The 26,085-nt window shown below is 64.2% G+C and carries 25 protein-coding genes and 1 tRNA gene; 14 read left to right on the top strand and 12 right to left on the bottom strand.

Going from position 1 to position 26,085, the window contains the following annotated elements; all coding sequences use genetic code 11:
- Positions 1 to 900 carry an NAD-dependent epimerase/dehydratase family protein gene (locus GRI68_RS07925; protein ID WP_325063818.1) on the top strand — a complete coding sequence of 300 codons (900 nt, stop codon included), beginning with the start codon at positions 1 to 3 and terminating at the stop codon, positions 898 to 900.
- On the opposite strand, the gene GRI68_RS07920 is transcribed toward GRI68_RS07925, so the two are convergent.
- The 4 genes from GRI68_RS07920 to GRI68_RS07905 all read right to left on the bottom strand — a co-directional run bounded on the left by GRI68_RS07920 (position 897) and on the right by GRI68_RS07905 (position 5,384).
- The gene (locus tag GRI68_RS07920) at positions 897 to 1,985 is read right to left on the bottom strand and encodes a mechanosensitive ion channel family protein (protein WP_160616753.1); all 1,089 of its coding nucleotides are present in this window, start codon (positions 1,983 to 1,985) and stop codon (positions 897 to 899) included. The genes GRI68_RS07925 and GRI68_RS07920 overlap by 4 nt on opposite strands.
- Positions 1,982 to 3,235 (bottom strand): cystathionine beta-lyase, encoded by a 1,254-nt coding sequence (metC, locus tag GRI68_RS07915; protein WP_160616752.1) that lies wholly within the window; start codon positions 3,233 to 3,235, stop codon positions 1,982 to 1,984. Before metC ends, GRI68_RS07920 begins: the two co-directional genes overlap by 4 nt.
- Positions 3,187 to 4,035, bottom strand: a complete 849-nt coding sequence (sseA, locus tag GRI68_RS07910) for a 3-mercaptopyruvate sulfurtransferase (RefSeq protein WP_160616751.1) — start codon at positions 4,033 to 4,035, stop codon at positions 3,187 to 3,189. The genes metC and sseA overlap by 49 nt, the downstream gene beginning before the upstream one ends.
- A 71-nt stretch (positions 4,036 to 4,106) precedes the next feature.
- Complete coding sequence (locus tag GRI68_RS07905; RefSeq protein ID WP_160616750.1) at positions 4,107 to 5,384, bottom strand: hypothetical protein; 1,278 nt, start codon at positions 5,382 to 5,384, stop codon at positions 4,107 to 4,109.
- Between the two features lie 138 nt (positions 5,385 to 5,522).
- On the opposite strand from GRI68_RS07905, the gene queF reads away from it, so the two are divergent.
- Positions 5,523 to 5,975, top strand: a complete 453-nt coding sequence (gene queF, locus GRI68_RS07900; RefSeq protein ID WP_160616749.1) for a preQ(1) synthase — start codon at positions 5,523 to 5,525, stop codon at positions 5,973 to 5,975.
- Between the two features lie 8 nt (positions 5,976 to 5,983).
- Here the strand turns inward: queF and GRI68_RS07895 are convergent, their stop codons facing one another.
- Together GRI68_RS07895 and GRI68_RS07890 are read right to left on the bottom strand one after the other, a co-directional pair.
- Positions 5,984 to 6,586, bottom strand: a complete 603-nt coding sequence (locus GRI68_RS07895; protein WP_160616748.1) for an exopolysaccharide biosynthesis protein — start codon at positions 6,584 to 6,586, stop codon at positions 5,984 to 5,986.
- A gap of 47 nt (positions 6,587 to 6,633) precedes the next feature.
- Positions 6,634 to 6,709: transfer RNA gene (locus GRI68_RS07890), tRNA-Thr, on the bottom strand.
- A 63-nt stretch (positions 6,710 to 6,772) separates the two neighbouring features.
- Here GRI68_RS07890 and GRI68_RS07885 point away from each other — a divergent pair.
- The gene (locus GRI68_RS07885; protein ID WP_160616747.1) at positions 6,773 to 7,714 is read left to right on the top strand and encodes a glutaminase; all 942 of its coding nucleotides are present in this window, start codon (positions 6,773 to 6,775) and stop codon (positions 7,712 to 7,714) included.
- On the opposite strand, the gene GRI68_RS07880 is transcribed toward GRI68_RS07885, so the two are convergent.
- From GRI68_RS07880 to GRI68_RS07870, 3 genes are all read right to left on the bottom strand, one after another.
- Complete coding sequence (locus GRI68_RS07880; RefSeq protein ID WP_160616746.1) at positions 7,711 to 8,871, bottom strand: tetratricopeptide repeat protein; 1,161 nt, start codon at positions 8,869 to 8,871, stop codon at positions 7,711 to 7,713. The genes GRI68_RS07885 and GRI68_RS07880 overlap by 4 nt on opposite strands.
- A gap of 185 nt (positions 8,872 to 9,056) precedes the next feature.
- Positions 9,057 to 9,941 (bottom strand): hypothetical protein, encoded by an 885-nt coding sequence (locus GRI68_RS07875; protein ID WP_160616745.1) that lies wholly within the window; start codon positions 9,939 to 9,941, stop codon positions 9,057 to 9,059.
- Positions 9,931 to 11,253, bottom strand: coding sequence for a replication-associated recombination protein A (locus GRI68_RS07870; protein WP_160616744.1), 1,323 nt, complete (start codon positions 11,251 to 11,253; stop codon positions 9,931 to 9,933). Before GRI68_RS07870 ends, GRI68_RS07875 begins: the two co-directional genes overlap by 11 nt.
- A 90-nt stretch (positions 11,254 to 11,343) precedes the next feature.
- Here GRI68_RS07870 and GRI68_RS07865 point away from each other — a divergent pair, with 90 nt between their 5' ends.
- Positions 11,344 to 11,778 carry a hypothetical protein gene (locus tag GRI68_RS07865; protein ID WP_160616743.1) on the top strand — a complete coding sequence of 145 codons (435 nt, stop codon included), beginning with the start codon at positions 11,344 to 11,346 and terminating at the stop codon, positions 11,776 to 11,778.
- A gap of 1 nt (position 11,779) precedes the next feature.
- On the opposite strand, the gene GRI68_RS07860 is transcribed toward GRI68_RS07865, so the two are convergent.
- The gene (locus tag GRI68_RS07860; protein WP_160616742.1) at positions 11,780 to 12,937 is read right to left on the bottom strand and encodes a glycosyltransferase family 4 protein; all 1,158 of its coding nucleotides are present in this window, start codon (positions 12,935 to 12,937) and stop codon (positions 11,780 to 11,782) included.
- Positions 12,938 to 12,998: 61 nt separating this feature from the next.
- On the opposite strand from GRI68_RS07860, the gene GRI68_RS07855 reads away from it, so the two are divergent.
- From GRI68_RS07855 to GRI68_RS07840, 4 genes are all read left to right on the top strand, one after another.
- The gene (locus GRI68_RS07855) at positions 12,999 to 13,742 is read left to right on the top strand and encodes a hypothetical protein (RefSeq protein WP_160616741.1); all 744 of its coding nucleotides are present in this window, start codon (positions 12,999 to 13,001) and stop codon (positions 13,740 to 13,742) included.
- Between the two features lie 65 nt (positions 13,743 to 13,807).
- On the top strand, positions 13,808 to 14,101 hold the full coding sequence (locus GRI68_RS07850; RefSeq protein WP_160616740.1) for a metalloregulator ArsR/SmtB family transcription factor: 294 nt from the start codon (positions 13,808 to 13,810) through the stop codon (positions 14,099 to 14,101).
- Positions 14,098 to 14,763: an SdpI family protein gene (locus GRI68_RS07845; protein WP_160616739.1), complete on the top strand. Its 666-nt coding sequence runs from the start codon at positions 14,098 to 14,100 to the stop codon at positions 14,761 to 14,763. Before GRI68_RS07850 ends, GRI68_RS07845 begins: the two co-directional genes overlap by 4 nt.
- A gap of 1 nt (position 14,764) precedes the next feature.
- The gene (locus GRI68_RS07840; RefSeq protein ID WP_160616738.1) at positions 14,765 to 15,724 is read left to right on the top strand and encodes an alpha/beta hydrolase; all 960 of its coding nucleotides are present in this window, start codon (positions 14,765 to 14,767) and stop codon (positions 15,722 to 15,724) included.
- A 7-nt stretch (positions 15,725 to 15,731) separates the two neighbouring features.
- On the opposite strand, the gene putP is transcribed toward GRI68_RS07840, so the two are convergent.
- Positions 15,732 to 17,195: a sodium/proline symporter PutP gene (gene putP, locus GRI68_RS07835; protein ID WP_160616737.1), complete on the bottom strand. Its 1,464-nt coding sequence runs from the start codon at positions 17,193 to 17,195 to the stop codon at positions 15,732 to 15,734.
- 460 nt (positions 17,196 to 17,655) lie between these two features.
- Between putP and dcm the strand changes: the two genes are divergently transcribed.
- From dcm to GRI68_RS07810, 6 genes are read left to right on the top strand one after another with little or no spacing between them, the layout of a single operon-like run.
- Positions 17,656 to 18,918, top strand: a complete 1,263-nt coding sequence (dcm, locus tag GRI68_RS07830; protein ID WP_160616736.1) for a DNA (cytosine-5-)-methyltransferase — start codon at positions 17,656 to 17,658, stop codon at positions 18,916 to 18,918.
- Positions 18,821 to 19,351 carry a very short patch repair endonuclease gene (locus GRI68_RS07825; RefSeq protein WP_325063779.1) on the top strand — a complete coding sequence of 177 codons (531 nt, stop codon included), beginning with the start codon at positions 18,821 to 18,823 and terminating at the stop codon, positions 19,349 to 19,351. Before dcm ends, GRI68_RS07825 begins: the two co-directional genes overlap by 98 nt.
- The gene (locus tag GRI68_RS07820; protein ID WP_234028742.1) at positions 19,309 to 20,568 is read left to right on the top strand and encodes a type II restriction endonuclease; all 1,260 of its coding nucleotides are present in this window, start codon (positions 19,309 to 19,311) and stop codon (positions 20,566 to 20,568) included. Before GRI68_RS07825 ends, GRI68_RS07820 begins: the two co-directional genes overlap by 43 nt.
- A 57-nt stretch (positions 20,569 to 20,625) precedes the next feature.
- Positions 20,626 to 21,783 (top strand): PepSY-associated TM helix domain-containing protein, encoded by a 1,158-nt coding sequence (locus GRI68_RS07815; RefSeq protein ID WP_160616734.1) that lies wholly within the window; start codon positions 20,626 to 20,628, stop codon positions 21,781 to 21,783.
- Positions 21,780 to 22,031 carry a hypothetical protein gene (locus GRI68_RS13635; protein WP_234028741.1) on the top strand — a complete coding sequence of 84 codons (252 nt, stop codon included), beginning with the start codon at positions 21,780 to 21,782 and terminating at the stop codon, positions 22,029 to 22,031. The genes GRI68_RS07815 and GRI68_RS13635 overlap by 4 nt, the downstream gene beginning before the upstream one ends.
- A 33-nt stretch (positions 22,032 to 22,064) precedes the next feature.
- A complete protein-coding gene (locus tag GRI68_RS07810; RefSeq protein ID WP_160616733.1) occupies positions 22,065 to 24,203 on the top strand; it encodes a TonB-dependent receptor in 2,139 nt (712 codons plus the stop codon).
- Positions 24,204 to 24,243: 40 nt separating this feature from the next.
- Here GRI68_RS07810 and GRI68_RS07805 read toward each other — a convergent pair whose 3' ends face one another.
- Positions 24,244 to 26,085 carry a gamma-glutamyltransferase family protein gene (locus GRI68_RS07805; RefSeq protein WP_160616732.1) on the bottom strand — a complete coding sequence of 614 codons (1,842 nt, stop codon included), beginning with the start codon at positions 26,083 to 26,085 and terminating at the stop codon, positions 24,244 to 24,246.

Genomic DNA, 26,085 nt, shown 5'->3' with positions numbered 1-26,085 from the left:
GTGCTGGCGATCACCGGCGGCACCGGTTTCGTCGGCCGCACGACTGTCAATCATACGCTTGATTCAGGCCATAGTGTTCGGGCGCTCGCTCGGCGCGATCAGACACTGCGTGAAGGTGTCGCATGGATTCGCGGCGACCTGTCCGATGCGGCTGCGCTGGAAGAACTGGTGCGTGGAAGCGACGCCGTTTTGCACATTGCCGGGGTGGTGAACGCGCCCGATCGCGCAGGCTTCGAGGCGGCCAATATCGGCGGCACGCAGAATGTCATCGCGGCGATGGAGCGGGCGGGGACCAAGCGCCTCGTGCTGGTTTCGTCGCTCTCCGCGCGCGAGCCGCAATTGTCGCTCTATGGCGCTTCGAAACGCGGAGGCGAGGACGCCGTGCGCGCCTCTTCGCTCGACTGGACGATCGTGCGCCCGCCGGCGATCTACGGTCCCCACGATACCGAGATGTTCGATCTGTTCCGCGCGGCCAAGGCGCATCTCGTGCCCATGCCACCCAAGGGGCGCACGTCGATCGTGCATGTCGACGATCTGGCGCGCCTGCTGGTGACACTGGCGGAGCAGCCGACGAGCGGGGCGATCTACGAGCCCGACGATGGCCGGATCGAGGGCTGGGAACATGCCGAGCTGGCCACGGCGATTGCCGATGCGGTCGGCACGCGGGCGCTCGTGCCGCGCGTTCCGGCTCCGCTGCTCCGGCTGGCAGCACGGGCGGACAGGCTGATGCGCGGCGACAAGGCCAAGCTTACGCTCGATCGGGTCGGCTACATGGTGCATCCCGACTGGGTCGCGAGCGCGGACCGTAGACCGCCATCGTCACTGTGGCAGCCGCAGATGGAAACGCGGGCAGGACTGCGCGACACGGCGCGCTGGTACGAACGCGAGGGCTGGCTCTAGGGCTCTTTCTTGCCCGTATCGATCCGCTGCGCGACAGCGGCGATGAGCTGGTCGAACTGTTCGTTGCGGCGCAGATTGAGGTCGCGTTGCGGGAACGGGATCTCGATGTCGTTTTCCTGGAACAGCCACCACAGCTTCTTGAGCACTTCGGAGCGGACATTGCCGACGCCGTCTTCCGGGTCCTTGATCCAGCACTGGATCACGAAATCGACGCTGCTGTTGCCGTACCCGTCGAGCCACACCGTGGGCGGGGGAATGTCGAGCACGCGCGGGCAGGCATTCGCGGCCTGCAGCATCAGCTTTTCCGCCACCGTGATATCGCAGCCGTAGGACACTCCCACCGGCACCTGCATGCGCACGTTCTTTGAGGAATAGGACCAGTTTTCGACCTGGTTGATCATCAGGTTTTCGTTCGGAATAAGATATTCGCGCTGGTCGCGGGTGGTCACCGAAACCGCGCGGATGCCGATCTTGCGGATCTGGCCGAAGCTTTCCTTGCCCGCCTGGTCGGTCACCGCGATCACGTCGCCCGGTTTGATCGAGCGGTCCATCAGCAGGATGATCCCGGCGATCAGGTTACCGAAGGTCTTCTGCAGGCCGAAACCGATGGCCAGGCCGAAGGCGCCCGAAAACACGGCGAGCGCGGTGAGATCGATCCCGAGCATGTCGATCCCGATGAAGAACGCCATCGCCCAGACGGCGATCGAGACGAGCTTTTCGGCGAGCAATTGCTGGGTCGCGTCGAAACGCGAGAAGCGCCGGATGCCGCGCCGCACGAGCTTGCCGAAGCCCCACGCAAACAGCACGACGCCGCCGATAATGCCGAACACCACCAGTATATCGAGCATCGAAATCCGGTGATCGCCGAACGTGACCGCGAGCGCATCGAGTGCATCGACCACCGTGCCTGCGGCTTCGCTCTGCGACGCGGCTTCCTTTAACCCGTCGGTCACCGTCAGTGCCGGGGTGGCGGTCTCTTCGGGCGCCGGAGTCGCATTGGCAGCGTCGTCGAGCCGTCCGAACAGATCGTCGAACGGGGCGGGGGTCGCATCGGGCGTGGCAGGAGGCGAAGCGGACGTGGTCATGCGTGCATCGCAGCAAAAGCCTGTTCGAGGTCTTCGATCAAGTCCTCGGTGTCTTCCAATCCCACGGAAAACCGCACGCCCAGCCGATCTTCGGGATCGCAGCCGGCGGGTGGCCATGCGATCCGGTCACGAATACGTTCGGGGTCGAAGGGGATGGCAAGGCTTTCGAACCCGCCCCAGCTGTACCCCATCCCGAACAGATCGAGGGCATCGAGGAAACGCCCGCGCGCTGCCTTGTCGGCATCTTTCAGCACCACACTGAACAAGCCGCATCCGCCGGTGAAGTCGCGTTTCCACAATTCGTGGCCCGGGCTGCCGGGAAGCATCGGGCACAGCACCTGCGCGACTTCGGCACGGCTTTCGAGCCATTGCGCCAGCGCAAGCGCGTTGGCCGTACTTTGTGCGAGCCGCATCTGCATGGTGCGCAAGCCGCGATGGGCGAGGGCGGCATCGTCGGGCGAAACGTGCTGGCCCTGGACCTGCGCGGCGAGGCGGATCGCGCGGTAGTATTGCTGGCCCGCTGCCGCGCTGCCCATCAGCAGGTCCGAGTGGCCGCCGACATGCTTGGTCAGCGACATGATCGTGATGTCGACGCCATTCTCGAGCGCGGCGAAGCCGAGCGGGGAGGCCCAGGTGTTGTCGAGCAGCACTACCGCGTCATGCGCATGCGCGATCTTGGCGAGCGCGGGCACATCGCACACTTCCATCGTCTGGCTGCCAGGGCTTTCGAGCATGACCGCCGCGATCCCGCTGCGGCACAGATCTTCGAACCTGTCGAGGTCGAGCGGATCGAAGGTCATTGTCTCGACGCCCATCTGCGCCAGCGGCCCGAACGCGATCTGGCGGGTCGGCTCGTAGGCATTGTCGCTCAGTGCCAGCCGATCGCCGCTTTTGAGGACCGCCGCGAGGGTCGAGAAGAGGGCCGCGGTCCCCGACGGATAAAGCATCGTGCCTGCCGAACCGGGTTCGATCTCGGTCAGCGCTTCGGCCAGCGCCCATTGTGTCGGTCCGCCGCGGCGCCCGTAATGGAAATGACCGTCTGCATTGGGCTTGCCGGTAAGGAGATCGGCATGGCTCTCGTAAAGGTGGGTCGACCCGCGCCAGACGGGCGGATTGACCACCGCGCCGGTCCATTCGGAGCGTCGGCCGCCTTCGACCAGCCTAGTGGCCGTGCGGTGTTTCGTGCGGTTGCTATCGTCGGTCAGCGTGCCGGTCCTGTCTGTTTGGGAAGGGCGGGATCGGCACCCCATTCGGCCCAGCTCCCGTCATAGAGCGCGACATCGTCCTTGCCGAGCAGCTGGGCTGCGAACAGCACGACCGATGCGGTCATCCCGCTGCCGCAGCTCGTCACCAGCGGACGATCCATATCGACACCGGCACGTTCGAACGCGGCGCGCAGCCCGTCCTCGTCCTTCAAGGTGCCGTCTTCGCGGTAAAGCCACCCCACCGGCAGATTGACCGCGCCTGGGATATGCCCGGCCCCCATCCCCTCGCGTGGTTCGGGCGTAGCGCCTTCGAACCGCTCGGCCGGGCGGGCATCGACGACCTGTTCGGCACCGCTTTCGATATTGGCGAGCATATCCGCCTTCGAGCGCACGCACTTTCCGCTTTCCCAGCTGGTGAAGTGTCGCTGGCGCCGTTCGTTCGCCCCCTGCTCCAGCGGGCGATCCTCGGCCTGCCATTTGGCTAAGCCGCCATCGAGCACGGCGACATTGTGTGCGCCGAAGTGGTGAAACATGAACCAGGCGCGCATCGCGCTCTTCACCTGGCTGCCATTGTCGTAAACCACGATCCGGCTGCCATCGCCGATCCCCAAGGCCTGCATCCGGCTGGCGAATTTTTCCGCAGGGGGAAGCGTGTTCGGGACGTCGGTCGACGTGTCGACGAGCTCGCCAAGGTCGAGGAACAGCGCGCCGGGAATATGCCCGTCGAGATATTCGGCCCGCGGATCGCGATCCGGTTCGAACGGGTGTTTCGAGGCATCCACGATGCGCAGGTCGGCGGCGTCGCACTCGCCGGCGAGCCATTCGGTAGAGACGAGGCTTTCCACGCAGAATTCTCCCGGTGCGTGTCCTGACGGTTACCGCGCGCGCAGGCTATCGTCCACCCTTGCGGACAAGCCTAGGCGGCGCGCGGCACAGCCACTTGCTGGCTGATTTCCCGATAGACCCGCGGGCCCGCATCGAGCCGCAGTGGGGCGAGTTGCGCTCCCTGTCCGGGGATGCCGAGCAGGACGCTTCGCTGCGCGATGAGCGGTTCGCCCCCTGCCGGGGTGCCGGCCGCCCGCAAGCGCGCGATCGGAAGGAACAACCGCGCTTCGCCGCGCAGGATCGGTTTCAAATGTGTGAGCGGAACGCGAAATTCGCCGGTCAGTTCGTGCACTTCGCCCGCAGCGAGCGTTTCGAGCTGGTGCGAGATCGGCAATTGGCCGAGCGGCGGTTCGATCTGGCGCTCGATCGCGATCCGGTCATTGGCCGCTTCGACGATGCCGCCAACCATAATGTTGTCCAGCGCGTCGTTGCCGCGATTGGACAGCGTGATACGGTAAGCCAGCGTCGCCGCCATCATCGTGATCGTGAGATTGCGCGTCTCGAAAGCGACGTGCAGCGCCCCCTTGGAGAAGCTCACCGCCTCGGCGCGCGCAGGTGCCTTCGCCGCCCCCGTCATCGGAGCGACCTTTGCGGGTGCCGAGGGCGATGCCGGGGCAGAGGGTGCGGGCGTCGTGGGTGTCTCGGTGGATTTCGCCACCGGCTCGGGGCGTTCGATCGAGGGCACGGCAACCGGGCCGCCGATGGTCTCGCGCCTGCGCCACCAGACGAATGCGCCTGCTAAGGCGGCGAGGAGGCCGACCAGCGCGATCCAGAGCCAGGGACGGCCGCCGCTGTTCCCGGATTCGGGTTGCGGTTCGGAGGAGGCAGGCGTCGAGGCGCCGGTCGTTGTGGAGGACGCCGACGGGCTGACGCTTGGCAGGTCGAGCGGCGACGGTGACGGCGCGGAAGGTCGCGGCGTCGGAGAGGCCTGAGGAGTGGCCTGTTGAGGAGGCCGCTCCTGCGTCGGCTGGCGCGTCGAGCGTGCACCGGGCTGCGGCTGGACGACCGGGCTCTGTCGCGGCGCCGGGGTACGCGTGCCCGTCGGTTGCGGGGCAGGCGCCCGGTCGGGGGTTGCCGATTGGGTCGGCTGCGGCGTCGGGCGTGAGCCTGGCGGCGGGATCGGGACCGGGCGCGGGCGCGGGCGGGTCGAATCCTGCGGCCCGTAGACCGGGCTCTGCGTCGGCGTCGGCGTGGGCGCGGGCGGCAGATCGTAGCCCTGCGCGGCGACCTCGGCAGGCGCGAGCGCCAGCAATGCGGCCAGCGACAGCAGCGGCAGCGAAAATTTCGAAAGGGCGGTGTGCTTGGTCATCGGGTTCTTGTGCACGAGGAGAATGGCTTGTGCGCGAGGAGGGTGGAGCCTCGTCAAGCGGCGCTGAATAGGGGGTTAAGCGAGCGCTCGCCAGCCCCATGCTTGCATGCGGACCGCATGTCGGCCAGAGCTTGTGGCATGAGCGACACACCTATCCATCTCGGCCAGACCAGCGCGCTGCCCGAATCGCCCGAGCAGGCGGTGCTCGATTATGTCGAAAATCCGCGCCAGGGCGCACTTTACATGGTGCGCTTCGCCGCGCCCGAATTCACCTCGCTGTGTCCGGTGACCGGCCAGCCCGATTTCGCGCATCTGGTGATCGATTACGCACCCGGCGCGCACATCGTCGAATCGAAGAGCCTCAAGCTGTTCCTCGGCAGTTTCCGCAACCATTGCGGGTTTCACGAGGACGTGACGGTCGGCATAGGCCAGCGCCTTAATGCCGAGATGAAACCGGAATGGCTCCGCATCGGCGGTTACTGGTATCCGCGCGGCGGCATCCCGATCGACGTGTTTTGGCAATCCGGCCCGCCGCCCGAGGGGCTGTGGGTGCCCGATCAGGGCGTCGCCTCCTATCGCGGTCGCGGCTGAGACACGGCTCAGCCGCTGCCGACGGCCCCGGTCATCAGCATGTAGGTGCCGAAGCCGAGAGAGGCGAGGGCGAGCCCGCTCGCGACCAGCATCAGCAATCCGTCGCGCACCATCAGCGCTAGGCCGAAGCAGGCGATCGCCAGCATCGGCGCGCTGCTGGCGAATGGCAGCAGCTCGAGCGGCGGCACGGTGGCGCAGAGCAGCAGGATCAGCACACCGGCGATCTTGTTCCATGGGTTCTCCGTGAACCGCCGCCAGCGCCCGTGAAACCAGCTGTCCAGCCGCTTGCCGATCGGACGCAGCTTGTCCGAGGCCTTGTCCAGCTTGTCGGCCTCGACGCAGCGATCCTCGACGAAACCCGGCATCCACAGATGGTCCTGGCCGAAAATCATCTGCACTGCGACCAGCGCGATGACGGTCGCGAGGAAGGTCGGGACGCCCGGAATGCCGCCGATCGGGGTCAGTTCGATGAGCGCGGGAACCATGATCAGCGGCCCCCAACTGCGCGCGCCGAACGCCTCGACCGTATCGGCGATCGACACCCGGTCGTTGTCGCTCGCGAGTTCTTCCAGTGCGTCGAGGATATCACCAACGGAATGCGGTGTTTTCAATGGTCTCTCCTGCCGGGATGAGACACACCAACGGGCAAAGGAGGGAATGGTGCCGGTTGCAGGAATCGAACCCGCGACCTTCGGTTTACAAAACCGCTGCTCTACCAGCTGAGCTAAACCGGCACTTGGCAGCGCCTTTGTGCGAAAGGGGCTGTAAAATCCAGTCCTTTTGCCTAACGCGCGGGCATGGACCTGCAACAGATCGTCGACGACACCTGGAATGCGCTCGCCGACGAGCGCGGATCGGGCACGCCTGCCGGCTATATTCCGGCGCTCGCGCAGGTCGATCCGACCAAGTTCGGCATTGCGATCGCGACTCGCGACGGCAGCGTCTTCTGCGCCGGCGACGCCGATGAGCAATTCTCGATCCAGAGCGTGTCGAAAGTGTTCGCGCTCGCCATGGCGCTCGACCGCGAAGGCGCGGCCTTGTGGGAAGCGGTGGGGCGCGAGCCGTCCGGCAACCCGTTCAATTCGATCGTCCAGCTCGAACGCGAGAAGGGCAAGCCGCGCAATCCGTTCATCAATTCCGGCGCGATCGTGACGACCGATCGCTTCATCGGCGATCGCGGCCCGGATGAAGCGGTCGCGGATCTGCTCTCCCGCCTGCACAACATGGCCCGCGACACGCGGATCACGATCGACGAGGACGTCGCCCGCTCCGAAAGCGAGACCGGCGCGCGCAATCGCAGTCTTGCCTATTTCATGGCCGATTTCGGACGCCTGCTGAACCCGGTCGAAGACGTGCTGTCGGTCTATTTCCGCCAGTGCGGGATCGCGATGAGCTGCCGCCAGCTGGCCGAAGCCTCGCTGTTTCTCGCTTTCGACGGGACCGACCCGGTGACGGGCCTCACCATGTGCAGCACCGAACGTGCGCGGCGGATCAATGCGCTGATGCTGCTGTGCGGCCACTACGACAATTCGGGCGAGTTCGCCTTTGATGTCGGCTTTCCCGGCAAGTCCGGCGTGGGCGGCGGGATCCTGGCGAGCGTGCCGGGCCGCGCGACGCTCGCAGTGTGGTCCCCGGGGCTCAACCGGGCGGGCACCAGCCTGCTCGGCGCGCGGGCGCTGGCGCAGATCGCCGACCGCACGGGATGGTCGGTTTTCAGCGGGACCTTCGAGAAAAGCTAGCGGTTGGCGAGACGCCAGGCGGTTTCGACGTGACCGACGAAGGCGGTTCGGTACTGCCGTAACGTGGCTTCCGCAGGTTGATCGAAATTTGCGGTCGCGGCTGCACGGGTCAAAATATCTCGCTCCGCTTCGAGGTAAAGCGTCCGGATTTCTTCCAAATTGCCAGATTGTTCGGTCATGATCATAGCCAGAGGGATTGCTGCATTGATACGCGCCGGGTGGCCAGGTGGGTGGGCACTCGATGCAATCGCCCAAGCTGCCCGAAGAATATTCTCGGCTTCGTCGAACTTGGCTTGTCCAGTAATGCTGGTGGCGAGCATCGCCAGCGTAGCGGCGAGATCGGGGTGGCCTTTGGGCAGTCTCTTGAGGCGGATCTCGAGTGCCTTGCTGAGGTAAGGTTCGGCAGCGGCATAGGCCCCCATTTCGATCATCATCGACCCGGCATTGTGATAGCTAAGGGCAGTTGCGGGATGATCGTCACCGAGTGTTTTCGCGCGCAGCAAAAGCCCACGCGCTATCAATTCACCGGCCTCTTGAAACGCCTGCTGTTCTATGAGCGACAGAGCCAGCGCCTCCCAGATGTCGGCCATCAGCGGCTCATTTTCTGGTAACGCATCGGCGTACAAGTCTGCGGCCAATCTCAGCGTTGCGGCGGCTTCTGAGTGTCGTTTTTGTTGATACAAGGCTACGCCGAGATTGTGATATGCCTTGGCAAGCCCGAGGCCGTCCGCAGACGGCATGTTTTGCATTACCGACAACGCTTCTCGAAGAGCCGTCTCGCCTTCCGCATAGTGCCCCCGTTCGGTCAGGACGGTGCCGAGATTCCCATAGGCAGTGGCATAGGCCGGGTTATCCTCCGGCAGGCTGCGCGCGACAAGCCGCACGGCCTGACGCGCATGGCGCAGTGCGTCATCCCGCTTGCCGGCAGAACTACTGGCTTTCGTGAGCGCGAACAGCAGATCGAGGCATTCATCGGCGACTGGGTCGCTGGCGGCGCAATCGCGATAGGCTTGCTCCAAAAGGGTTTGCGACAGAGTAAACTCGCCATTTGCATACGCTTCGTAAGAGCCGCCCGGAAACGGCCAGCGGTCAGGTTCGCTTGCCAATGTCGGAGATGCAGTGCCAAGCAAGGCGGATGTCAGCAACAATCCGATCATTGCTGTACCATGCCACCAGCGGCGCAAACCGTCTGTAGTGAATTTCTGACACAGGCTCCATGCAGCTCCGCTCCGATGGGGGCGAGTAGCGATCAATCATGTGTCCGGTGCGGACAAGGTTATCCGCGGCGTCCGCGGAAACCTAGCACGGCCTGGCGCTTGGTATCGATTGTGCGGCCTGCCCACTAGCGCGCGCCGAAAGTCCAGCCTTCGGTGCGCGCAATTGATGCCGTGAGCGCAGGCGGCGACCAGCGCGCGCGCTCGCTCCCGACGGCGCGCAGCCAGGCCGTAGTCACCAGCGCATCGGTGCTGTGCTCGTCGAGCAGGCCGGTGCGGTAGATGGGCGCACTGCCCAGTGCCGCCAGCGCGATGTCCAGTTCCTCTCCGGTCCGCATCTTGGCACGTCCGGCGCGGCGACCCGCAGCTATGGCGGCGATGGTTGTGTATATTTCCACGATCACAGACCCTTGCTCGGGCAAGGGATCGATGGGCCAGACGGGCACCGCACCCTGCAGCCGATGCAAAACCCTCATGCCTGTGAGGCTCGACTTGCCGACCTGTGCCGCGCCGACGAGGTTGAAATTGCTGTAGGGCTTACAGCCCATCGCCGCCTGCGCCTGTTCAGTCACCCGGAAACGACCGCGACCGTGGCTGGCTTCGTCGCAGCGGAAGCGGGCACCCTCGCGCCCACCGTGGCGGCGGAAATAGGGCGCAAAATTGGGGTGATCGATGAAACTGTTCGCGCCGAGATGAGGGTCTTCCAAGCACACATCGTCGACCAGCGCCCAAAGCGACCGAGCATCGGGCGGGCTACTCGCGAGGTCCGGGAAAAACGCCCCGCAATCGGCGAAGGGCAACGAAATCCCGAGATCCATCCCCACCAGCGTGTCGTCGGGCAGGTCGCGCAGGATGGCGAGCACATCGGCGCGCGACCAGGCGCGTTCGGGCTCGATCAATACCGGCGGGCCACCCTCTGCGTCCGCAACGGCAATAGCTATACCCTTATGCCGCTCTCCCTTGGCCCCCGACCAGTCGATCGCGACGAAGTGGCGGAAGCGGTCAGCCCGCACCGCGCTCGCGCCGTAGCTTGTCCCAGTAATCGAGGCGCTTGTTCACCTCGCGCTCGAACCCGCGATCGACCGGCGTGTAATAGGTCTGCGGCTCCATTTCCTCGGGCCAGTAATTATCGCCCGAAAAGCCTTCATCGGCATCGTGATCGTAGCTGTATCCTTTGCCGTAGCCGATCTCTTTCATCAGCTTGGTCGGCGCGTTGAGGATGTTCTGAGGCGGCATCAGGCTGCCGGTCTCCTTGGCGCTGCGGAAGGAGGATTTCATCGCCTTGTAGGCGGCGTTCGATTTGGGCGCGCTGGCGAGATAGAGGCAGGCCTGCACCAGCGCGAGCTCGCCTTCCGGGCTGCCGAGAAACTCGTAGGCATCCTTGGCTGCCATGCATTGCACCAGCGCCTGCGGATCGGCGAGGCCGATATCCTCCACCGCCATGCGCACCAGCCTGCGCGAAAGGAAGCGCGGTTCCTCGCCTGCGGTCAGCATGCGCGCGAGATAATACAGCGCCGCCTGCGGATCGGAGCCGCGCACCGCTTTGTGGAGCGCCGAGATGAGGTTGTAGTGACCCTCGCGGTCCTTGTCGTAGACCGCGACGCGGCGTTGCAGGAAACCGCCGAGCGCGGCGGGATCGAGCGGATTTTCGATCTTGGCGTTGTAGAGCGTTTCGGCCTGGTTCAGCAGGAAGCGCCCGTCGCCATCGGCGCTCGCGACCAGCGCATCGTGCGCGTCCTCGGTCAGTGGCAGCGGCCCTTCGAGCCCTTCGGCGCGGTCGAGCAATTCGGACAGCGCGGCATGGTCGAGCCGCTGGAGGATCAACACCTGCGCGCGGCTGAGCAGCGCGGCGTTGAGTGCGAAACTGGGGTTCTCGGTGGTCGCGCCCACCAGCGTCACCGTGCCGCGCTCGACGAAGGGCAGGAAACCGTCCTGCTGGGCGCGATTGAAGCGATGGATCTCGTCGACGAACAGCAGTGTGCGCTGTCCGGCCTGGGCGGCCTTGTCGGCGGCGGCGAAAGCCTTCTTGAGGTCTGCCACGCCCGAGAACACCGCGCTGACGCTTTCGAACCGCATGCCCACGGCATCGGCGAGCAGCCGCGCGATCGTGGTCTTCCCGGTGCCGGGCGGGCCCCACAGGATCATGCTTGAGAGCTTGCCCGCCGCGACCATTCGCCCGATCGCGCCTTCCGCGCCGGTCAGATGATCCTGCCCGATCACTTCGCCGAGGTCGCGCGGGCGCAGACGGTCGGCCAGCGGCGCATCCTCGCGCGGGGCATTGGCAGCAGGGGCTTGGAGCGGGTCGTCGGAGAACAGGTCGGCCATCGCGACCCTACCTAGTGATTTCGGGGCGAATTGCCATTGCCGCACACCGTGCTAGCCTGCGGTCCGGGGCGAAAATTGGGGAGAGCAATAATGACCGATACGAAAACGCCATGGCACCTGTGGGTCGTGGGCATTCTTTCGCTGCTTTGGAATTCGGTCGGAGCGACGGATTATGTCCTGTCCAGTCTTGGCAGCGAATGGTGGTTCGACGTTATGGAATATCCACCAGAAGGCGTGGCCTATCTCGGTGCGTTTCCGGCCTGGGCCCATGGCGCATGGGCGCTCGGCACGCTAGCCGCGTTTGCCGGTTCGATCCTGCTGCTGGCGCGAAGCCGCCATGCCGGGCTCGCCTTCGCTGTCTCGATTGCAGGCATAGCGCTGACGACGATCTACGAAGCCGGGGCCGAGATGCCGGTTGAGCTTGCAGAGATGCAGCCAGCGTGGTTCCCGGTCATGCTATGGGCGATCACGATCTTCCTGCTGATCTACAGCATCGCGATGCGAAGGAAGGGCGTGCTGCGCTAGATCAGCCGCGCTCTTTCAGGAGCTCGAGATAGGTCTGTGCGACGGCATCGTTGACGCCGTCCCAATCGAATTCGTGCGCACGGGCGAGGGCGGCTTGGCCATGGGCCTCGCGCAGGCTCGCGCCCTTGCAATAGGCTTCCAGCGCATCGGCGAAACCCGCGATGTTGCCGCGTTCGATCAAGCGGCCATTGACGCCGTCCTGCACCAGATGATCGCTGCCGATCGTATCGACCGCGACGACCGGATGCGCGCAGGCCATCGATTCGAGCGTGACGTTGGAGAAGCCTTCGGTGCTCGACGCATTGAGCAGCACGTCCATTCCCGCAACCGCGCGGGCGAGGCCTTCGCCGATCTGGAAGCCGGCAAAGCGGGCATCGGGCACCCGCTCGGCAAACCAGTCGCGCGCCGGACCTTCGCCGATCACGAGCACTTCGTGTTTCACGCCGCGCTCGCGCAGTTCGCCGATCACTTCGGCGAATTGGCCCAGCCCTTTTTCGAGCACCAGCCGGCCGAGATAGCCGATCGCGACCGCATCGTCGGCGATGCCCATTTCGCGCCGCCATTCCAAGTCGCGGCGACCGGGATTGAAGATGCTCTTGTCCACGCCGCGCTGCCAGATGCCGAAGCGCTCACCCAGGCCGAGCTTGCGGTATTCCTCTCGGATCACCTCGGTCGGGGCGAGCACGATGTCGCAGCGATTGTAATAGCGGCGCATGATAGCGAGCAGCGGCTTTTCAGCCCAGGCGGCACCGTAATAGGCGGGGTAGGTCTCGAACCGCGTGTGGACCGAAGCGACCGTGGGGATGCCGCGCTTGCGTGCCCAGGTCAGCGCCCGGTGTCCCGAAACGTCGGGCGAGGAAAGGTGCACGATCTGCGGATCGAACGCTTCGAGCGTTGCCTTGTTTTCCTCCGAGAGGCCGAGCGGGAACTGGTATTCCGTGCGCGTCGGGATCGGCTTGCTGGGGAGCGAGTGCAACTCGCCCTCGGGCTCGAACGCAGGCGTATCGGTGGTGGGCGAGAACACCTTCACCTCCGCGCCCTGGCGCAGCAGATAGCCGACCAGGCGGTTGAGCGCCTGATTGGCACCGTCCTTCTCGTAATTGTAGTTGCCGCTAAAGAGCGCGATACGCGTTCCGGCAATGGGGTGCGGTTCGGCCATGGATCGCCCATAGGCAAGGGCGGGCCGTTAGGCAAAGGGGAGCAAGCGCGCGATGGGGTTAATGGTAGTACTGACAGGGCTGATCGCACTGGTATTTGCCGCGATTCACGTCTTCATCGGCAGACTGCGCTGGCTCGACACCATGCCGCGCAACCGCGGGCTGAGCTTCGCCGGCGGGGTGGCGGTGACCTATGTGTTCCTCCACATCCTCCCCGAAATCGCCACCCATCAGCGCGAATTCGCCGATGAAATCGGGCTGACGGGCATGGCGGTCGAGCGCTGGATCTACGCGCTCGCGCTACTCGGACTGGTGGTGTTCTACGGGGTCGAGCGCCGGGTGAAGGTCAGCCGCGCGCAGATGGCCAAAGCCGGGCAGGGCAACCGCACCGGAAATCGCGAATTGTGGATTCATATCGGCAGTTTCGCGGTGTTCAATTTCCTGATCGGTTACCTGCTCGTCCACCGCGAGGAGCCGGGTCTGCTGAGCCTGTCCGCCTACAGCGTCGCGATGGCGCTGCATTTCGTCACCGCCGATTTCGGCATGCGGCAGGACCATGCGGCGGCCTATGACGGTATCGGTCGCTGGGTGCTGGCGGTGTCGGTAACGGTCGGCTGGCTGGTGGGACAACTGATCGCATTGCCGCCTCTGGCCGTGGGCGGCCTGTTTTCCTTCCTTGCGGGCGGGGTGGTGCTGAACGTCTTGAAAGAGGAACTGCCCGAAGAGAGGCAGAGCCGCTTCACGCCATTCCTGCTCGGTGTCGCGATCTATGGAGCGCTGATTTTCATCGAAGCCAGCTACGGGTGAGGCCCAGAGATGGTAGCCACCGGTCGAGCTTGACTCCGGTCATTTAGGCATTTAGCTAAATAGCTATGACGAGCGTGTTCGATGCCCTGTCGCATCCGATCCGTCGCGAAGTGCTCGAGCTGCTGAAGTCCGGCGGCAAGAGTGCGGGTGAGCTGGCCGATCGGTTCGATGTATCAAAGCCGACGATGTCGGGCCATTTTGCCAAGCTGAAGGCGGCTGGCCTGATCCTGGGCGACAATCGCGGCGGGACGATCATCTACACGCTCAACATGTCGACGCTGGAAGAAGCGCTGCATGGCTTCATGGGCCGAATGGGCATGGCCGGCGGACGCGACGAACAGGAGGAGTTCGAACGATGAAGACCAAGGGCCTTGTGATTGCCTCGCTGTCTCTGGTGGCTGCAATGGTGGTGTTCGCCTTCGTCACCGCCGCCCGGCTGCCCGCCGATGCGGTGTTGCCTACGCACTGGAATGCCGCAGGCGAACCCGACGCGTTCAGTCCTGCGCTTCGTGCGCTGCTGTTCCCGGCGGGCATGGTGGTGCTGCTGACCGTGCTGTTCGCCTGGACCCCGCGGCTGGAGCCGCTGCAGGACAAGCTCGAAGGATCCGCCCCCGTGCTGCGCGCCGTGTGGATCGGCATTCTGCTGCTGTTCGCGCTGATCGAGCTGGCGATCGGGCTTCCGGCCTACGGAATCGCGGTCCCCGTCAACATCATCATGATCGGTGTCGGCGTGCTGCTGTTCGCGCTCGGCAACGCCTTGCCCAAGAGCCGGCCCGGTTTCTTCGTCGGCATTCGCACGCCTTGGGCGATCATGGATACCGACAACTGGATCGCGACCCATCGCCTGGGCGGGAAGCTGATGATGCTGGCGGGTCTCGCGATCATCCTCGGCGCGCTGTTCCTGCCCCCCGAAACGCAGATTTTCGTCACGCTCGGCGCGGTCTTCGTCGCGGCAGTGGTGCCGTTCGTTTACAGCTGGTGGCTCTGGAACCGGAGCAAAGGCCAGCAGAAAGGGAATTGATATGAAATTCACCGCTGGAATCCTCGTCTCGCTCGCGCTGTCGAGCGCCGCCCTTGCCGGAGAGCCGATTGCCACCACGCATGATGGCATCGCCGCCCCGCTGCACGGCACCCTCGAAGGGACACTGGGAGAGGGCGCGCCGGCAGTGCTCATCATTCCCGGCTCGGGACCGACCGATCGTGACGGCAACAATCCGACGGGCGTGGCCGCGCAGACCTACAAATTGCTTGCCGAAGCGCTGGCGGCGCAAGGCATCGCGTCGGTCCGCATCGACAAGCGCGGCATGTTCGAAAGCGCCGATGCGATCCCGGACCCCAACAAGGTCACGGTCGAGGATTACGTCGCCGACATCGAGAGCTGGGCCGCGACGATCTCCGCTCGCAACGATGAAGAATGCGTCTGGCTGCTGGGCCATAGCGAGGGCGGCCTGCACGCGATGGCGGCTGCGGCGAAGGCCCCGGATGCCTATTGCGGACTCCTCCTGGTCGCGAGCCCCGGCCGCAACACCGCCGATGTAATCCGCGCCCAGATCGCGGCCAATCCTGCCGCCACGCCCCTATTGCCGCAGGTCGATGGCATCATCGCCAGGCTCAAGGCGGGCGAGAGCGTGCCTGCCGACGAGATCCATCCCGGCCTGCTGGCGCTGTTCGCTCCGCAAGTGCAGGGCTTCGTGTCGAGCCTGTTCCAGCAGGAGCCGGCCGAGCTGATCGCGGCGCACGATCTCCCGGTGCTGATCGTCAACGGACGCGAGGACATCCAGACCCCCGCCGCCGATGCCGAAACGCTTGCCGAGAGCCGCGAAGACGCGACCCTGGTGCTGCTGGGCGGCGTGAACCACGTCCTCAAGGAAGTGCCCGAGGGTGACCGCGCGGCCAATCTCGCCTCCTACGCCGATCCCGACCTGCCGATCGCGCCGGGCGTGGTCGAGGCGGTGGTCGCCTTCGTGCTCGACCCGATGTAGCGTCGCGTCAGGCAGTCGCGGCGGCGGGTTCGGTGCCTTTCCAGGTCGCCTTGCTGACCAGCCAGATCGCGATCCATGCCGCGATGAAGCCCGGCACGATCTCATAGAGCCAGCTCGACCAGCCGAGCGCGATCCATGCCGCGACCGTCGCGGTGCCGACCACCAGGCCTGCCACCGCGCCCGATCCGGTCATCCGGTTCCAGGTCAGCGACAGGATGATCAGCGGGCCGAAGGCCGCGCCGAAGCCCGCCCAGGCATTGGAGACGAGGCCGAGCACCTGGCTTTCCGGATCGCTCGCGACGACGATCGCCACCAGCGCCACCAGCAGGGTGGAGAGGCGCCCGATATTCACCGTCTCGCGCTCGCTCGCTTTCTTGCGCAGGAACAGGCGATAGAAATCCTCGGTCAGCGAGGAGGAGGCGACCAGCAATTGCGAGCTGATGGTCGACATGATCGCCGCCAGCAGCGCGGCCAGCAGGAAGCCGGTGACCAGCGGGTGGAACAGCAGGTCCGCCAGCACGATGAAGATCGTTTCCGGATCCTCGACCACCATGCCGTTGCGCTCCACATAGGCGCGGCCCGCAATGCCGAGGCCCACCGCGCCCAGCACGCAGACTCCCATCCAGCTCATCGCGATATTGCGCGCGGTCGATACCGCGGCGACCGATCGCACCGCCATGAAGCGCACGATGATATGCGGCTGGCCGAAATAGCCGAGCCCCCAGGCCACCGCGCTGAGGAATCCCAGCGCCGTCAGCCCTTGCGTCAGGCTCAGGAACCCTTCCACCGGCACGTCGTTCAGCGATCCGCCGGCCTCGCCGCCCGCGCCGAACATCACCACCAGCGGCATCAGCACCAGCGCCACCAGCATGATGCAGCCCTGCACGAAATCGGTCAGGCTCACCGCCAGGAAGCCGCCGACCATCGTATAGGCCAGCACCACGCCCGCGGTGATCCAGATGCCCAGCATGTAATCCGACAGCGGCACGTCGGGCAGCAGCGCGGGGAAGGCGGTGGCGAACAGCTTGCCCCCGGCCACCAGCCCGCTGGCGGTATAGACCGCGAAGAACACCACGATCACCAGCGCCGAAATGGTGCGCAGCGCGATCGCCTTGTCGGGGAAGCGGTTGGACAGGAATTGCGGGATCGTCAGCGCATTGCCGCGCTCCTCGCTTTGCTGGCGCAGCCGCGGCGCGACCACGATCCAGTTGACGAAGGCCCCGACGAACAGACCGATCCCGATCCACGCCTCGACCAGCCCGGCGGCATAAAGCGCCCCCGGCAGGCCGAGCAGCAGCCAGCCCGACATGTCCGACGCCCCGGCGGAAAGCGCCGCCACCGCCGGATGCAGGTTGCGCCCGCCCAGCAGATAACCCTCGGATGTGTCGGTCGATTTGCGCCACGCATACAGCCCGATGGCCAGCATCAGGATGAAATAGGCGGCGAGTGAAATGAGTGTCCCTGTTTTCATGGGCGGGTGAGCTAACAAACCTGCGCCGCTATGGCCAGCGAAGTGCCCAAACGCGCGGTCCGCGCCGCGCTGGGGCGACAACATGGACCGGGTGTTACACTGTCCAGTGCGCGAAAAAAGGAGCGATCGGGCGGGTGACAAAGGTGACAGCGTGTCACTTTAGCGCACGCCGAAATTATCGCGGCGAACCAGTTGCTTGAGGCATGACGCGCCCCGCGGACGGACAGGAGGCCAGGGCCATGATCGCCGGTCGCGCGCCTAAATGCGTTCCAACGCGCGCGCCCATGCACAGGCTCGGCCCGTGGGCGGTGGGATCGACGGTAGGAAAGAGCGCGCCGATCATAACGCGCAGGCGCGGTGTAGGAAAACGGGGATAAGATCGCTTTGTTCTTTAAATGTTCTTGCGCGCTGGGAAAGATTTTGGCACTACGCTACAATTATTCCCTCGGAGGTCTGGTTTGTGCGTCATACTTTCACTGAATTGAGAGAGCTAGCCGGGCTTTCGGTTGAGCAGGCAGCTTCGGAGCTGGGTTATTGCGCTAGCACGATTTATCGATGGGAGCGGGGCGAGGCTGGCCCACGCCCGTCTGTAATGCGAGCCTTGGAAGTTTTGGGTCGCTATCCGGAGAAACCGATGAAGTCCGTGCATTCGACTGAAGAGAAGCTCGGCTTTCGCTTCATAGATCTATTCGCCGGAATTGGCGGTCTTCGGATCGGTTTTCAAGGCATCGGAGGGCACTGTGTGTTTACGTCCGAATGGGACAAATATGCGCAGGAGACCTATCGAACGAATTTCCGCGACAATCATCTTCTGCAGGGAGATATTCGCGAGTTTTCGGGCGAACCAGAACTTGTGCCCGAGCATGATGTTCTCTTGGCGGGGTTTCCTTGTCAGCCCTTCTCAATCGCGGGTGTTTCTAAGAAGAACGCGTTGGGGCGGCCCCATGGTTTTCTGTGCGACACCCAAGGGACTCTCTTTTTCGATACGGCCCAAATTATCGCGCACCACCGTCCTGCCGCGTTTGTGCTGGAGAACGTAAAAAATCTTGAGAATCACGATCGGGGGCGGACGTTCAAGACTATCATGCATGTCCTGCAGGAAGAGCTTGGCTACCATACTCAGTTTCGAGTGATAAGTTCAGCGCCTTGGGTTCCACAAAAGCGAGAGCGCGTATTTATCGTGGGATTTCGTGAAAAAACTGACTTCGATCTTAACGCATTGAATTTGCCGGCAATCGAAAATGGCCCGAGACTTAATAGCATTCTGGAGCCAAATGATTCCGTCGATCCCAAGTATACGCTTACGCCAAGGCTGTGGGAGTATCTCCAAGAATACCGAAAGAAGCACGAGGCAAAGGGAAACGGTTTCGGTTTCAGTCTCGTAGGACCGGATGATGTGGCGCGGACCCTGTCTGCAAGATACTACAAGGATGGATCGGAAATTCTGATCGAGCAGGCTGGCGCGCGTCCAAGGAGGCTTACTCCACTCGAATGTGCCCGACTAATGGGCTTTGATCGCGGTGATCGTCGGTGGCAGATTCCGGTTTCGGATACCCAAGCCTACAGACAGTTTGGAAACGCGGTCGTGGTGCCGGTTGTTGAATTTCTTGCTCGCTCAATGAAGGATGCGCTTGCAAGGTCGCTTGGAAAATCGGATTTACTTCAGACCACGGCTGGAAGTGAGCAAGTCGGCGAACTCGGGAAAGTTGCGCCCGTTGGCTGACATTGTATCCAAAGCGAAGCGCAGCAGAATGATGTCTGGCATTCGCTCGAAAAACACGAGGCCTGAGTTAATCGTTAGGAGCGCGCTCCATTCGCGAGGTTTTCGGTATCGCCTTCACGACCCTAATTTGCCCGGGAAACCGGATCTGGTTTTTCCGTCTCTTAAATCGGCGATTTTTGTAAACGGATGCTTCTGGCATGGGCACAGTTGCAATCTTTTCAGGCTACCGAAAACGAACACCGATTTTTGGGCGGGTAAAATTGAAGCCAACAGGATGCGAGATGCGAGGGTTCGCGAAAGGCTGGACGCGATTGGTCTTCGGCATTTTACTGTCTGGGAGTGCAGTCTCAGGGGCAGGAGCCAAGATGAGATGAAAGGGACCATCGATGAATGCGTCTGTTGGTTGGAAGCGGCGCGCGAGGGAGTCGTATGAAGCGCGGTTATTTGTCCCAGTATTTTTCGGGAGTCGCGCTCAAACGCCTTAGTCCGGTGGAAGCCGATTTCCAGGCATCCAATCAGCACGAATTCAACGGCTCGGCTGAAATAGAATCGCTTCTCGGAGACGCGGATCGGAAGAATATTCCAACGCGCTTTATGTGGGTAGGACAGGACCAAGACCAAAGCGAGGCGGAGAGCGGTTTTCTATCTTGGTACGACGCGCGTCGCGCTCATCCTAAAAGGTCCGAGTATCGACTTTACTACGAGGGTAATGCTGTCACCCGAAAGATGGTGGCAGGTGATGCTTTCTTTCTGGCTGCCCGCCAAGACAGCACAGCGCTGGCGATTTTTACTCCTGCAGATAGTACTGCATATAACCAATTAATTTGGCTTTTTGGAATAGATTCCGAACTGCAAGAGAGTTTTGATTTTACACCGATCGAAGGAAATCGTGACGCTGAACTCGGCTTTGTTTCGAGATCGGTTCTTGAAGCGCTAGAGATCGAGCCGGATGAGCCTGAAGCGGGTCATCTGGATTCCCTAGTAGAACCATTCGGCGTAAAGATGCCCAAAGCAGCAGTCCTTTCCGAACTGGCGAGGACATCAGTCGGCACCGAAATTGCGATACAGGATCCCGATAAAGCCATCATCGACTGGATGGAGCGCGAAACGCTTTTATTCCGGAGGATAGAACGCAAACAGGTCGCCAAACGCATAGCCGAGGGGTTTGGCCAACAAGGCGCCGAGGATGTGGACGGCTTTATCAAGTTCTCCCTGAGCGTTCAGAACAGGCGCAAAGCCAGAGCGGGGCTGGCACTCGAAAGCCACATCGAGGTGGTGCTTGAGGCCAACAATGTCGGTTTTGTCCGGGGTGCTATAAGTGAAAATAACAACCGGCCGGATTTCCTCTTTCCGTCCGCCGAAGCCTATCACGATCCGGAATTTCCCTCTGCGCGATTATTGATGCTGGGCGCAAAATCGACCCTGAAGGATCGTTGGAGGCAGGTGCTGTCTGAAGCGCAGCGTATTGAGGAGAAGCACCTATTAACCCTTGAGCCTGCTATTTCTGAAAAGCAGACGGCCGAAATGAAGGCAAAAAAGCTGCAATTGGTGCTGCCTCGCTCAATACACACTTCGTACCACACAAATCAGCAAAGCTGGTTGATGTCCGTGCGCGACTTCATTGAACTGGTGAAGAGCCGCAATCCCTGACCGCTATTGCAACTGATTATCATTGACCGTTAGGCGTCCGCCGCCTAACCGGCGCGCGTGTCACGGCGTGCTATCCGATTCTGGTTTCTGCTCCACAAATGGAGCAGCATCGTGCCGATGGCGTTCCTGCTGTTGCTGTGCGTCACCGGGCTGCCGCTGATCTTCCACGACGAGATCGATGCGCTGGTCGATCGCGATGCCGAGGCGGCGATGGTGGGCGAGGCGTCGGCGCGCGGGGGGCAGCCGCTCGATGCGGTGGTCGCCGCCGCGCTGGCCGAGCGGCCGGGCGAAGTGCCCTTGTTCATGGGGTTCAGCCAGGACAGTCCGTTGCTGACCGTCACCACCGGGCCGACGCCCGATGCCGCGGGCGGGGACATGACGCTGCTCTATTTCGATCGCGCCACCGGCGAAGCGCTGGGGCCGGCGCCGACCAACGCGTTCATGGACACGGTGCTGGGCCTCCACACCGACCTATTGCTGGGCCTGCCGGGCATGCTGTTCCTCGGCGTGATGGGGATCGGCTTCGTTCTCTCGCTGGTCTCTGGCACGGTGCTGTACGCGCCGTTCATGCGGCGGCTGCGCTTCGGCACGGTGCGGCGCAATCGCAGCGAGCGGGTGCAGCGGCTCGACCGGCACAATTTCCTCGGCATGGTGACGCTCGCCTGGGCGCTGGTGGTGGCGGCGACGGGGGCGATCAACGCCTTTGCCGATCCGCTGACCGATAGCTGGCGCGAGAACGAGCTCGCCGCGATGACCGCCTCGCATGGGAGTGAGGCCGCGCTGGCGCCGCGCGACTACGGCTCGCTCGATGCGGCGATGGCGGCGGCGCAGGACGCACTGCCGGGCCGCTCGCCGCAATTCATCGGCTTTCCCGGCGGCGACTGGAGCACCGATCGGCACTATGCGATCTTCTTCCAGGGCGATCGTCCGCTGACGAGCCATTTGCTGACGCCCGCGCTGGTCGATGCGGCCAGCGGCGAGCTGGTCGATGCGCGCTCTATGCCCGCGCTCAACCAGGCGCTGATGATGTCCAAGCCGCTTCATTTCGGCGATTACGGCGGGCTGGCGCTCAAGATCCTGTGGGCGCTGCTCACGCTGCTGACGATCCGCGTGCTGTGGACCGGGCTGCTGCTGTGGTGGCAGCGCCGCCGCGAGAATATCGAGCGCCGGGTCGACGAAATCCGCACCGGCGCGCGGCGCGGGGCGATCGCATGAGCGCCCTGATCAACAGGCGGATCACCAGGCGGATCAACGGGCGGGTCAGCCTGCGCGCCAGCGGCCGCACCAATCGCCGCCTGCGCGCGCACGAAGTCTTCGCCGCGCCGCTGCTGATCGCGCTTTCCACCCTGGCCGGGCTGGTGCTCGGCCTGCTGGGCGACGGGGCGTGGGATATCGCCGCCGCCGTGCTGGTCGCGCTCCCCGTGCTCAGCGTCATCGTCCTGCGGCTCACCGGCCGCGCCTGAATTCCCCTCGACACTTCGATCAGAAAGACCGTCATGAACTACCGTATTGCCGCCTCGCTCCCGACACTCGCGCTTGCGATCGTGTCGACCACCCCTGTCATCGCGCAGGAGACCGACGACGGGGTGGGGCCCGAAAACCGCGTCGTCATCGTCGCGCAGGCCGAGAACGAGACCCAGGTCGACAATGGCGGCGATCTCGGCGTGCTGGGCGACAAGCCGGCCGAGGACCTACCCTTCGCGGTGCGCTCCTACGACGAGAGCCTGATCCTCAACCAGCAGCCGCTGACGCTGGGCGAAGTGCTCGAGAACGACCCGACGATCCGCACCACCTATGGCTATGGCAATGCGTCCGAACTGTTCGTGGTGCGCGGCTTCCCGCTGTTCGGCGACGATGTCGGGCTGAACGGCCTCTACGGCGTCGCCCCGCGCCAGCTGGTCGCGCCCGAACTGTTCGAAAGCGTGCAGGTCCTCAACGGCTCGAGCGCGTTCCTCAACGGCGCGGCACCGGGCGGCTCGGGGCTCGGCGGCAGCGTCAACCTCGTGCTCAAGCGCGCCGGAGCCGATCCGCTCAACCGCGTGACCGCGGGCTTTGTCGGCGACGGGCATGTCGGCGGCAGCTTCGACGTCTCGCGCCGCTTCGGTGAGGCGGGCGAGTGGGGCTTGCGCGTCAACGGCGCCTGGCGCGACGGCGAAGTGTCGATCGACGGCGAGGATCGCCGCACACAAGTGCTGGGCGGCGGGTTCGATTACGACGGCGGCAATCTGCGCGTCGGGCTCGACCTCGCCTATCAGGACGTGCGGGTCGATCGCCTGCGGCCCAAGGTGACGGTCGCCAGCGCCACCGTTCCCGCCGTGCCCGATGCAAGCGCTAATTATGCGCAGGACTACACCTACACCGATCTGCAGGACGTCTTCGGCACGCTGAGCCTGGAATACGACCTCGCCGACAATGCGATGTTCTACGCCCGGGCCGGTGCGCGCGAAGGCGACGAGGAAGGCATTTACGGCGGGATCACCGTCAACGACGCGGCGACCGGCGACGGCACCAGCGGATTCCACTCCTACATCCCGTTCAAATCGAGCAACCAGGCGGTCGAAGCGGGCCTGCGCGCGCAAGTGGGCGAGGGCGCGATCACGCACGAATTCAATTTCGGCGGCAACATCGTGTGGCAGGAAGATCGCACGGCCTACGATTTCTTCACGCCGTTCGACACCAATCTCTACGATCCGGTCCAGGTCTCGCAGCAGCCGACCGCCTTTGCTGGCGGCGATCTCGACGATCCCTATCCGATCGCCAAGCGACGCCTGACCAGCGGCTTCGTGTCCGACACCGTCGGACTGTTCGGCGACCGCGTGCTGCTGACCGGCGGATTGCGAATCCAGGCGATCCGGCAGGAAAGCTTCAGCTATTTCGGCGGTGCGCTGGATACTCGCTACGATGCCGATGCGGTGACCCCGGTGGCGGGCATCGTGGCCAAGCCGGTCGAAGGGCTGTCGCTCTATGCGAACCGGATCGAAGCGCTCCAGCAGGGGCCGACCGCGCCGCTCGATCCCGCGCTGGTGAGCAATCCGGGCGCCACGCTCGCGCCGCGCAAGTCCACGCAGTATGAGATCGGCGGCAAGCTCGCCCTGGCTGATCTCGGACTGGGCGACGTCTTCCTCGGCCTCGCCGCCTACCGGATCGAGCGTCCGGGCGAGGGCGTGCTCCCCGATGGCAGCTTCGGCTATCTCGGCGACCAGCGGCACGAAGGCGTGGAGTTCACCGTCAACGGTTCGATCCTTCCCGGCCTCCGGCTGATCGCCGGTGCGGCCGTCACCGATGCCACGCTCGATGGCGGCGCCAAGGTGCCCGGCGTGCCCGAATTCACCGCCAATGCCGATGTCGAATGGGACCTGCCCTTCATCCCTGGCCTGACGCTGACTGGACGCGCCATGCATACCGGCGAGCAGTGGATCGACGCAGCCAACACGCTCCAGCTCGACAGCTGGACCCGCTTCGATGTCGGCGCGCGCTATGTGCTGGCCGCGGGCGAGGTGCCTGTGACGCTGCGAGTGACCGTCGATAACGTCGCCGACAATGCCTATTGGGCGAGCGCCTTCGACACCTTCTCTTCGGCGATCCTCCAGGGCCAGCCGCGCACGGTCAAAGCCTCGATCTCGATGGATTTCTAGGTGCGATAGCCCCCTCTCGCATGCGGGAGGGGGCTGGCGATCAATACCCGCTTGCCTGGCCGTCCTTCCGCATCTCGGTCGCGCCGGTATAGGCGCCGGTCGCGGGGTCGCGGACGATCGCCTGATAGCCGCCGAAGGGAATGCCGGTGGTCTCGATCTCGACACTGTGGCCCATGGCGCGCAGCGCCTCGATCGTGGCAGCGGGCGTGCCGGGCTCGACGAACAGCGTGCCGAGACTGTCGATCTCGTAGGCATCGGCAGGGCTGCCCTCGAGCGGATCGGTCGGCTGGCGGCCACCATCGTGCATCAGCCGTGCGGCGTCGCCCGCTTCCTGCAAATTCATCCCGTAATCGACCAGGTTGACGAGGATCTGCACGTGGCCCTGCGGTTGCATGCCGCCACCCATCAGGCCGAAGCTCATCCACGGCTTCCCGTCCTTCGTCACGAACGCGGGAATGATGGTGTGGAACGGCCGCTTGGAAGGCGCATAGGCATTGGGATGCGCGGGATCGAGGCTGAAGAGCTCGCCGCGATCCTGGAACATGAACCCCAGGCCATCGGCCACCAGCCCGCCGCCCATGCCACGATAGTTCGACTGGATCAGGCTGACCATCATGCCATCCTTGTCGGCGACGGTAAGATAGGTCGTATCGCCCGGACCTTCCAGCTTGGGTGCGGTCGGTGCGCCGGGTGCGAAGGCGGGGGTGGCCTTTTCGGGATCGATCTCGGCGAAGCGCTCCCGCCCGTATGCGTCGGTCAGCAGCCCTTCGGGCGTCGAGGCGAATTCGGGATCGGCATAATAGCGCGCGACATCCTCGAACGCGAGGCGCTTTGCCTCGGTGATGTAGTGCAGCACTTGCGGGCTCCCGCGGTCCCACTGGGCGAGGTCGACGTTCTTGAGGATGTTGACCATCTGCAACGCGGCAAAGCCCTGGCCGTTCGGCGGAAGCTCACACAATTCGTAGCCCTTGCGATAATGGACGCAGGAGACGTCCACCCACTCGCTGTCATGCGCGGCAAAATCCTCCAGCGTGAAGGCGCTGCCCTGTTCGCGCAGGTAATCGACGATCCGCTGCGCGGTTTCGCCCTCGTAGAATTCGTCGCGACCATTCCTGGCGATCCGTTCGAGCGTGTCGGCCAGATCGGGGTTGCGGAAGATGTCGCCGGCCTCGGGCGCGCCGTTGAGGAAGTAGGTCGCGCGGGCATTGTCGAAATCGAAATCGTAGCGCTTGAGCCGCGCCTCGTAGGCGGCGAGCGAGCGCTGGAGATACATCGCGATCACCGGCGCGACCGGATGCCCTTCGCGGGCATAGCGGATCGCCGAGGCGAGATCGTCCGCGATCGGCAGCTTGCCGAAGCGCTCGTGCAGGTCGAACCAGGCATCGACGGTGCCGGGAATGGTGATCGGCAGCGGCCCGACCGGCGGGATCGATGTCGCATCGTCGCCGAGCTTGCTCTTCAACTGGTCGAGCGTCTGGTCCGAGGGCGAGCGGCCCGATCCGTTGATGCCGTAGAGCCTGTCGGTCTTGGGATCGTAGACGATCGCGAACAGATCCCCGCCGATGCCGTTGCCGGTCGGCTCCATCAGTCCGAGCGCGGCATTGGCCGCGATCGCCGCATCCACCGCGCTGCCCCCGGCCTTGAGGATATCGAGCGCCACCTGCGTTGCCAGCGGATGCGCGGTCGCCGCCATGCCATTGGGCGCGAGCACCGGACTGCGGCTCCAGTCCGCCCCCGCCGGCCGCGCACCCGGGCCGATACCCTGAGTTGCTTCCTCGGTCGTGGTGGCGGCAGCGTCCTGCGCCTCCTGGGCGGCAAGGGGCCCAGAGATGTTCACGCCCAGCAGGGCGGCGCCTGCGAGCAGAGTGGTGGTGATGCGCAT

It is taken from the genome of Alteriqipengyuania halimionae (assembly GCF_009827575.1).
GTDB lineage: Bacteria > Pseudomonadota > Alphaproteobacteria > Sphingomonadales > Sphingomonadaceae > Alteriqipengyuania_A > Alteriqipengyuania_A halimionae.
Note: the sequence above shows the minus strand (reverse complement) of the source record. Positions and strands in the feature narration are given on the sequence as shown.

What these genes read in the sequence shown, in the direction of transcription:
- GRI68_RS07920 (WP_160616753.1), bottom strand. Translation starts at nt 1,985, where the DNA reads ATGACCACGTCCGCTTCGCCTCCTGCCACGCCCGATGCGACCCCCGCC.
- metC (WP_160616752.1), bottom strand. Translation starts at nt 3,235, where the DNA reads ATGGGGTGCCGATCCCGCCCTTCCCAAACAGACAGGACCGGCACGCTG.
- GRI68_RS07905 (WP_160616750.1), bottom strand. Translation starts at nt 5,384, where the DNA reads ATGACCAAGCACACCGCCCTTTCGAAATTTTCGCTGCCGCTGCTGTCG.
- queF (WP_160616749.1), top strand. Translation starts at nt 5,523, where the DNA reads ATGAGCGACACACCTATCCATCTCGGCCAGACCAGCGCGCTGCCCGAA.
- GRI68_RS07885 (WP_160616747.1), top strand. Translation starts at nt 6,773, where the DNA reads ATGGACCTGCAACAGATCGTCGACGACACCTGGAATGCGCTCGCCGAC.
- GRI68_RS07880 (WP_160616746.1), bottom strand. Translation starts at nt 8,871, where the DNA reads ATGATCGGATTGTTGCTGACATCCGCCTTGCTTGGCACTGCATCTCCG.
- GRI68_RS07870 (WP_160616744.1), bottom strand. Translation starts at nt 11,253, where the DNA reads ATGGCCGACCTGTTCTCCGACGACCCGCTCCAAGCCCCTGCTGCCAAT.
- GRI68_RS07865 (WP_160616743.1), top strand. Translation starts at nt 11,344, where the DNA reads ATGACCGATACGAAAACGCCATGGCACCTGTGGGTCGTGGGCATTCTT.
- GRI68_RS07860 (WP_160616742.1), bottom strand. Translation starts at nt 12,937, where the DNA reads ATGGCCGAACCGCACCCCATTGCCGGAACGCGTATCGCGCTCTTTAGC.
- GRI68_RS07855 (WP_160616741.1), top strand. Translation starts at nt 12,999, where the DNA reads ATGGTAGTACTGACAGGGCTGATCGCACTGGTATTTGCCGCGATTCAC.
- GRI68_RS07850 (WP_160616740.1), top strand. Translation starts at nt 13,808, where the DNA reads ATGACGAGCGTGTTCGATGCCCTGTCGCATCCGATCCGTCGCGAAGTG.
- GRI68_RS07845 (WP_160616739.1), top strand. Translation starts at nt 14,098, where the DNA reads ATGAAGACCAAGGGCCTTGTGATTGCCTCGCTGTCTCTGGTGGCTGCA.
- GRI68_RS07840 (WP_160616738.1), top strand. Translation starts at nt 14,765, where the DNA reads ATGAAATTCACCGCTGGAATCCTCGTCTCGCTCGCGCTGTCGAGCGCC.
- putP (WP_160616737.1), bottom strand. Translation starts at nt 17,195, where the DNA reads ATGAAAACAGGGACACTCATTTCACTCGCCGCCTATTTCATCCTGATG.
- GRI68_RS07825 (WP_325063779.1), top strand. Translation starts at nt 18,821, where the DNA reads ATGCGCTTGCAAGGTCGCTTGGAAAATCGGATTTACTTCAGACCACGG.
- GRI68_RS07820 (WP_234028742.1), top strand. Translation starts at nt 19,309, where the DNA reads ATGCGTCTGTTGGTTGGAAGCGGCGCGCGAGGGAGTCGTATGAAGCGC.
- GRI68_RS13635 (WP_234028741.1), top strand. Translation starts at nt 21,780, where the DNA reads ATGAGCGCCCTGATCAACAGGCGGATCACCAGGCGGATCAACGGGCGG.
- GRI68_RS07810 (WP_160616733.1), top strand. Translation starts at nt 22,065, where the DNA reads ATGAACTACCGTATTGCCGCCTCGCTCCCGACACTCGCGCTTGCGATC.
- GRI68_RS07805 (WP_160616732.1), bottom strand. Translation starts at nt 26,085, where the DNA reads ATGCGCATCACCACCACTCTGCTCGCAGGCGCCGCCCTGCTGGGCGTG.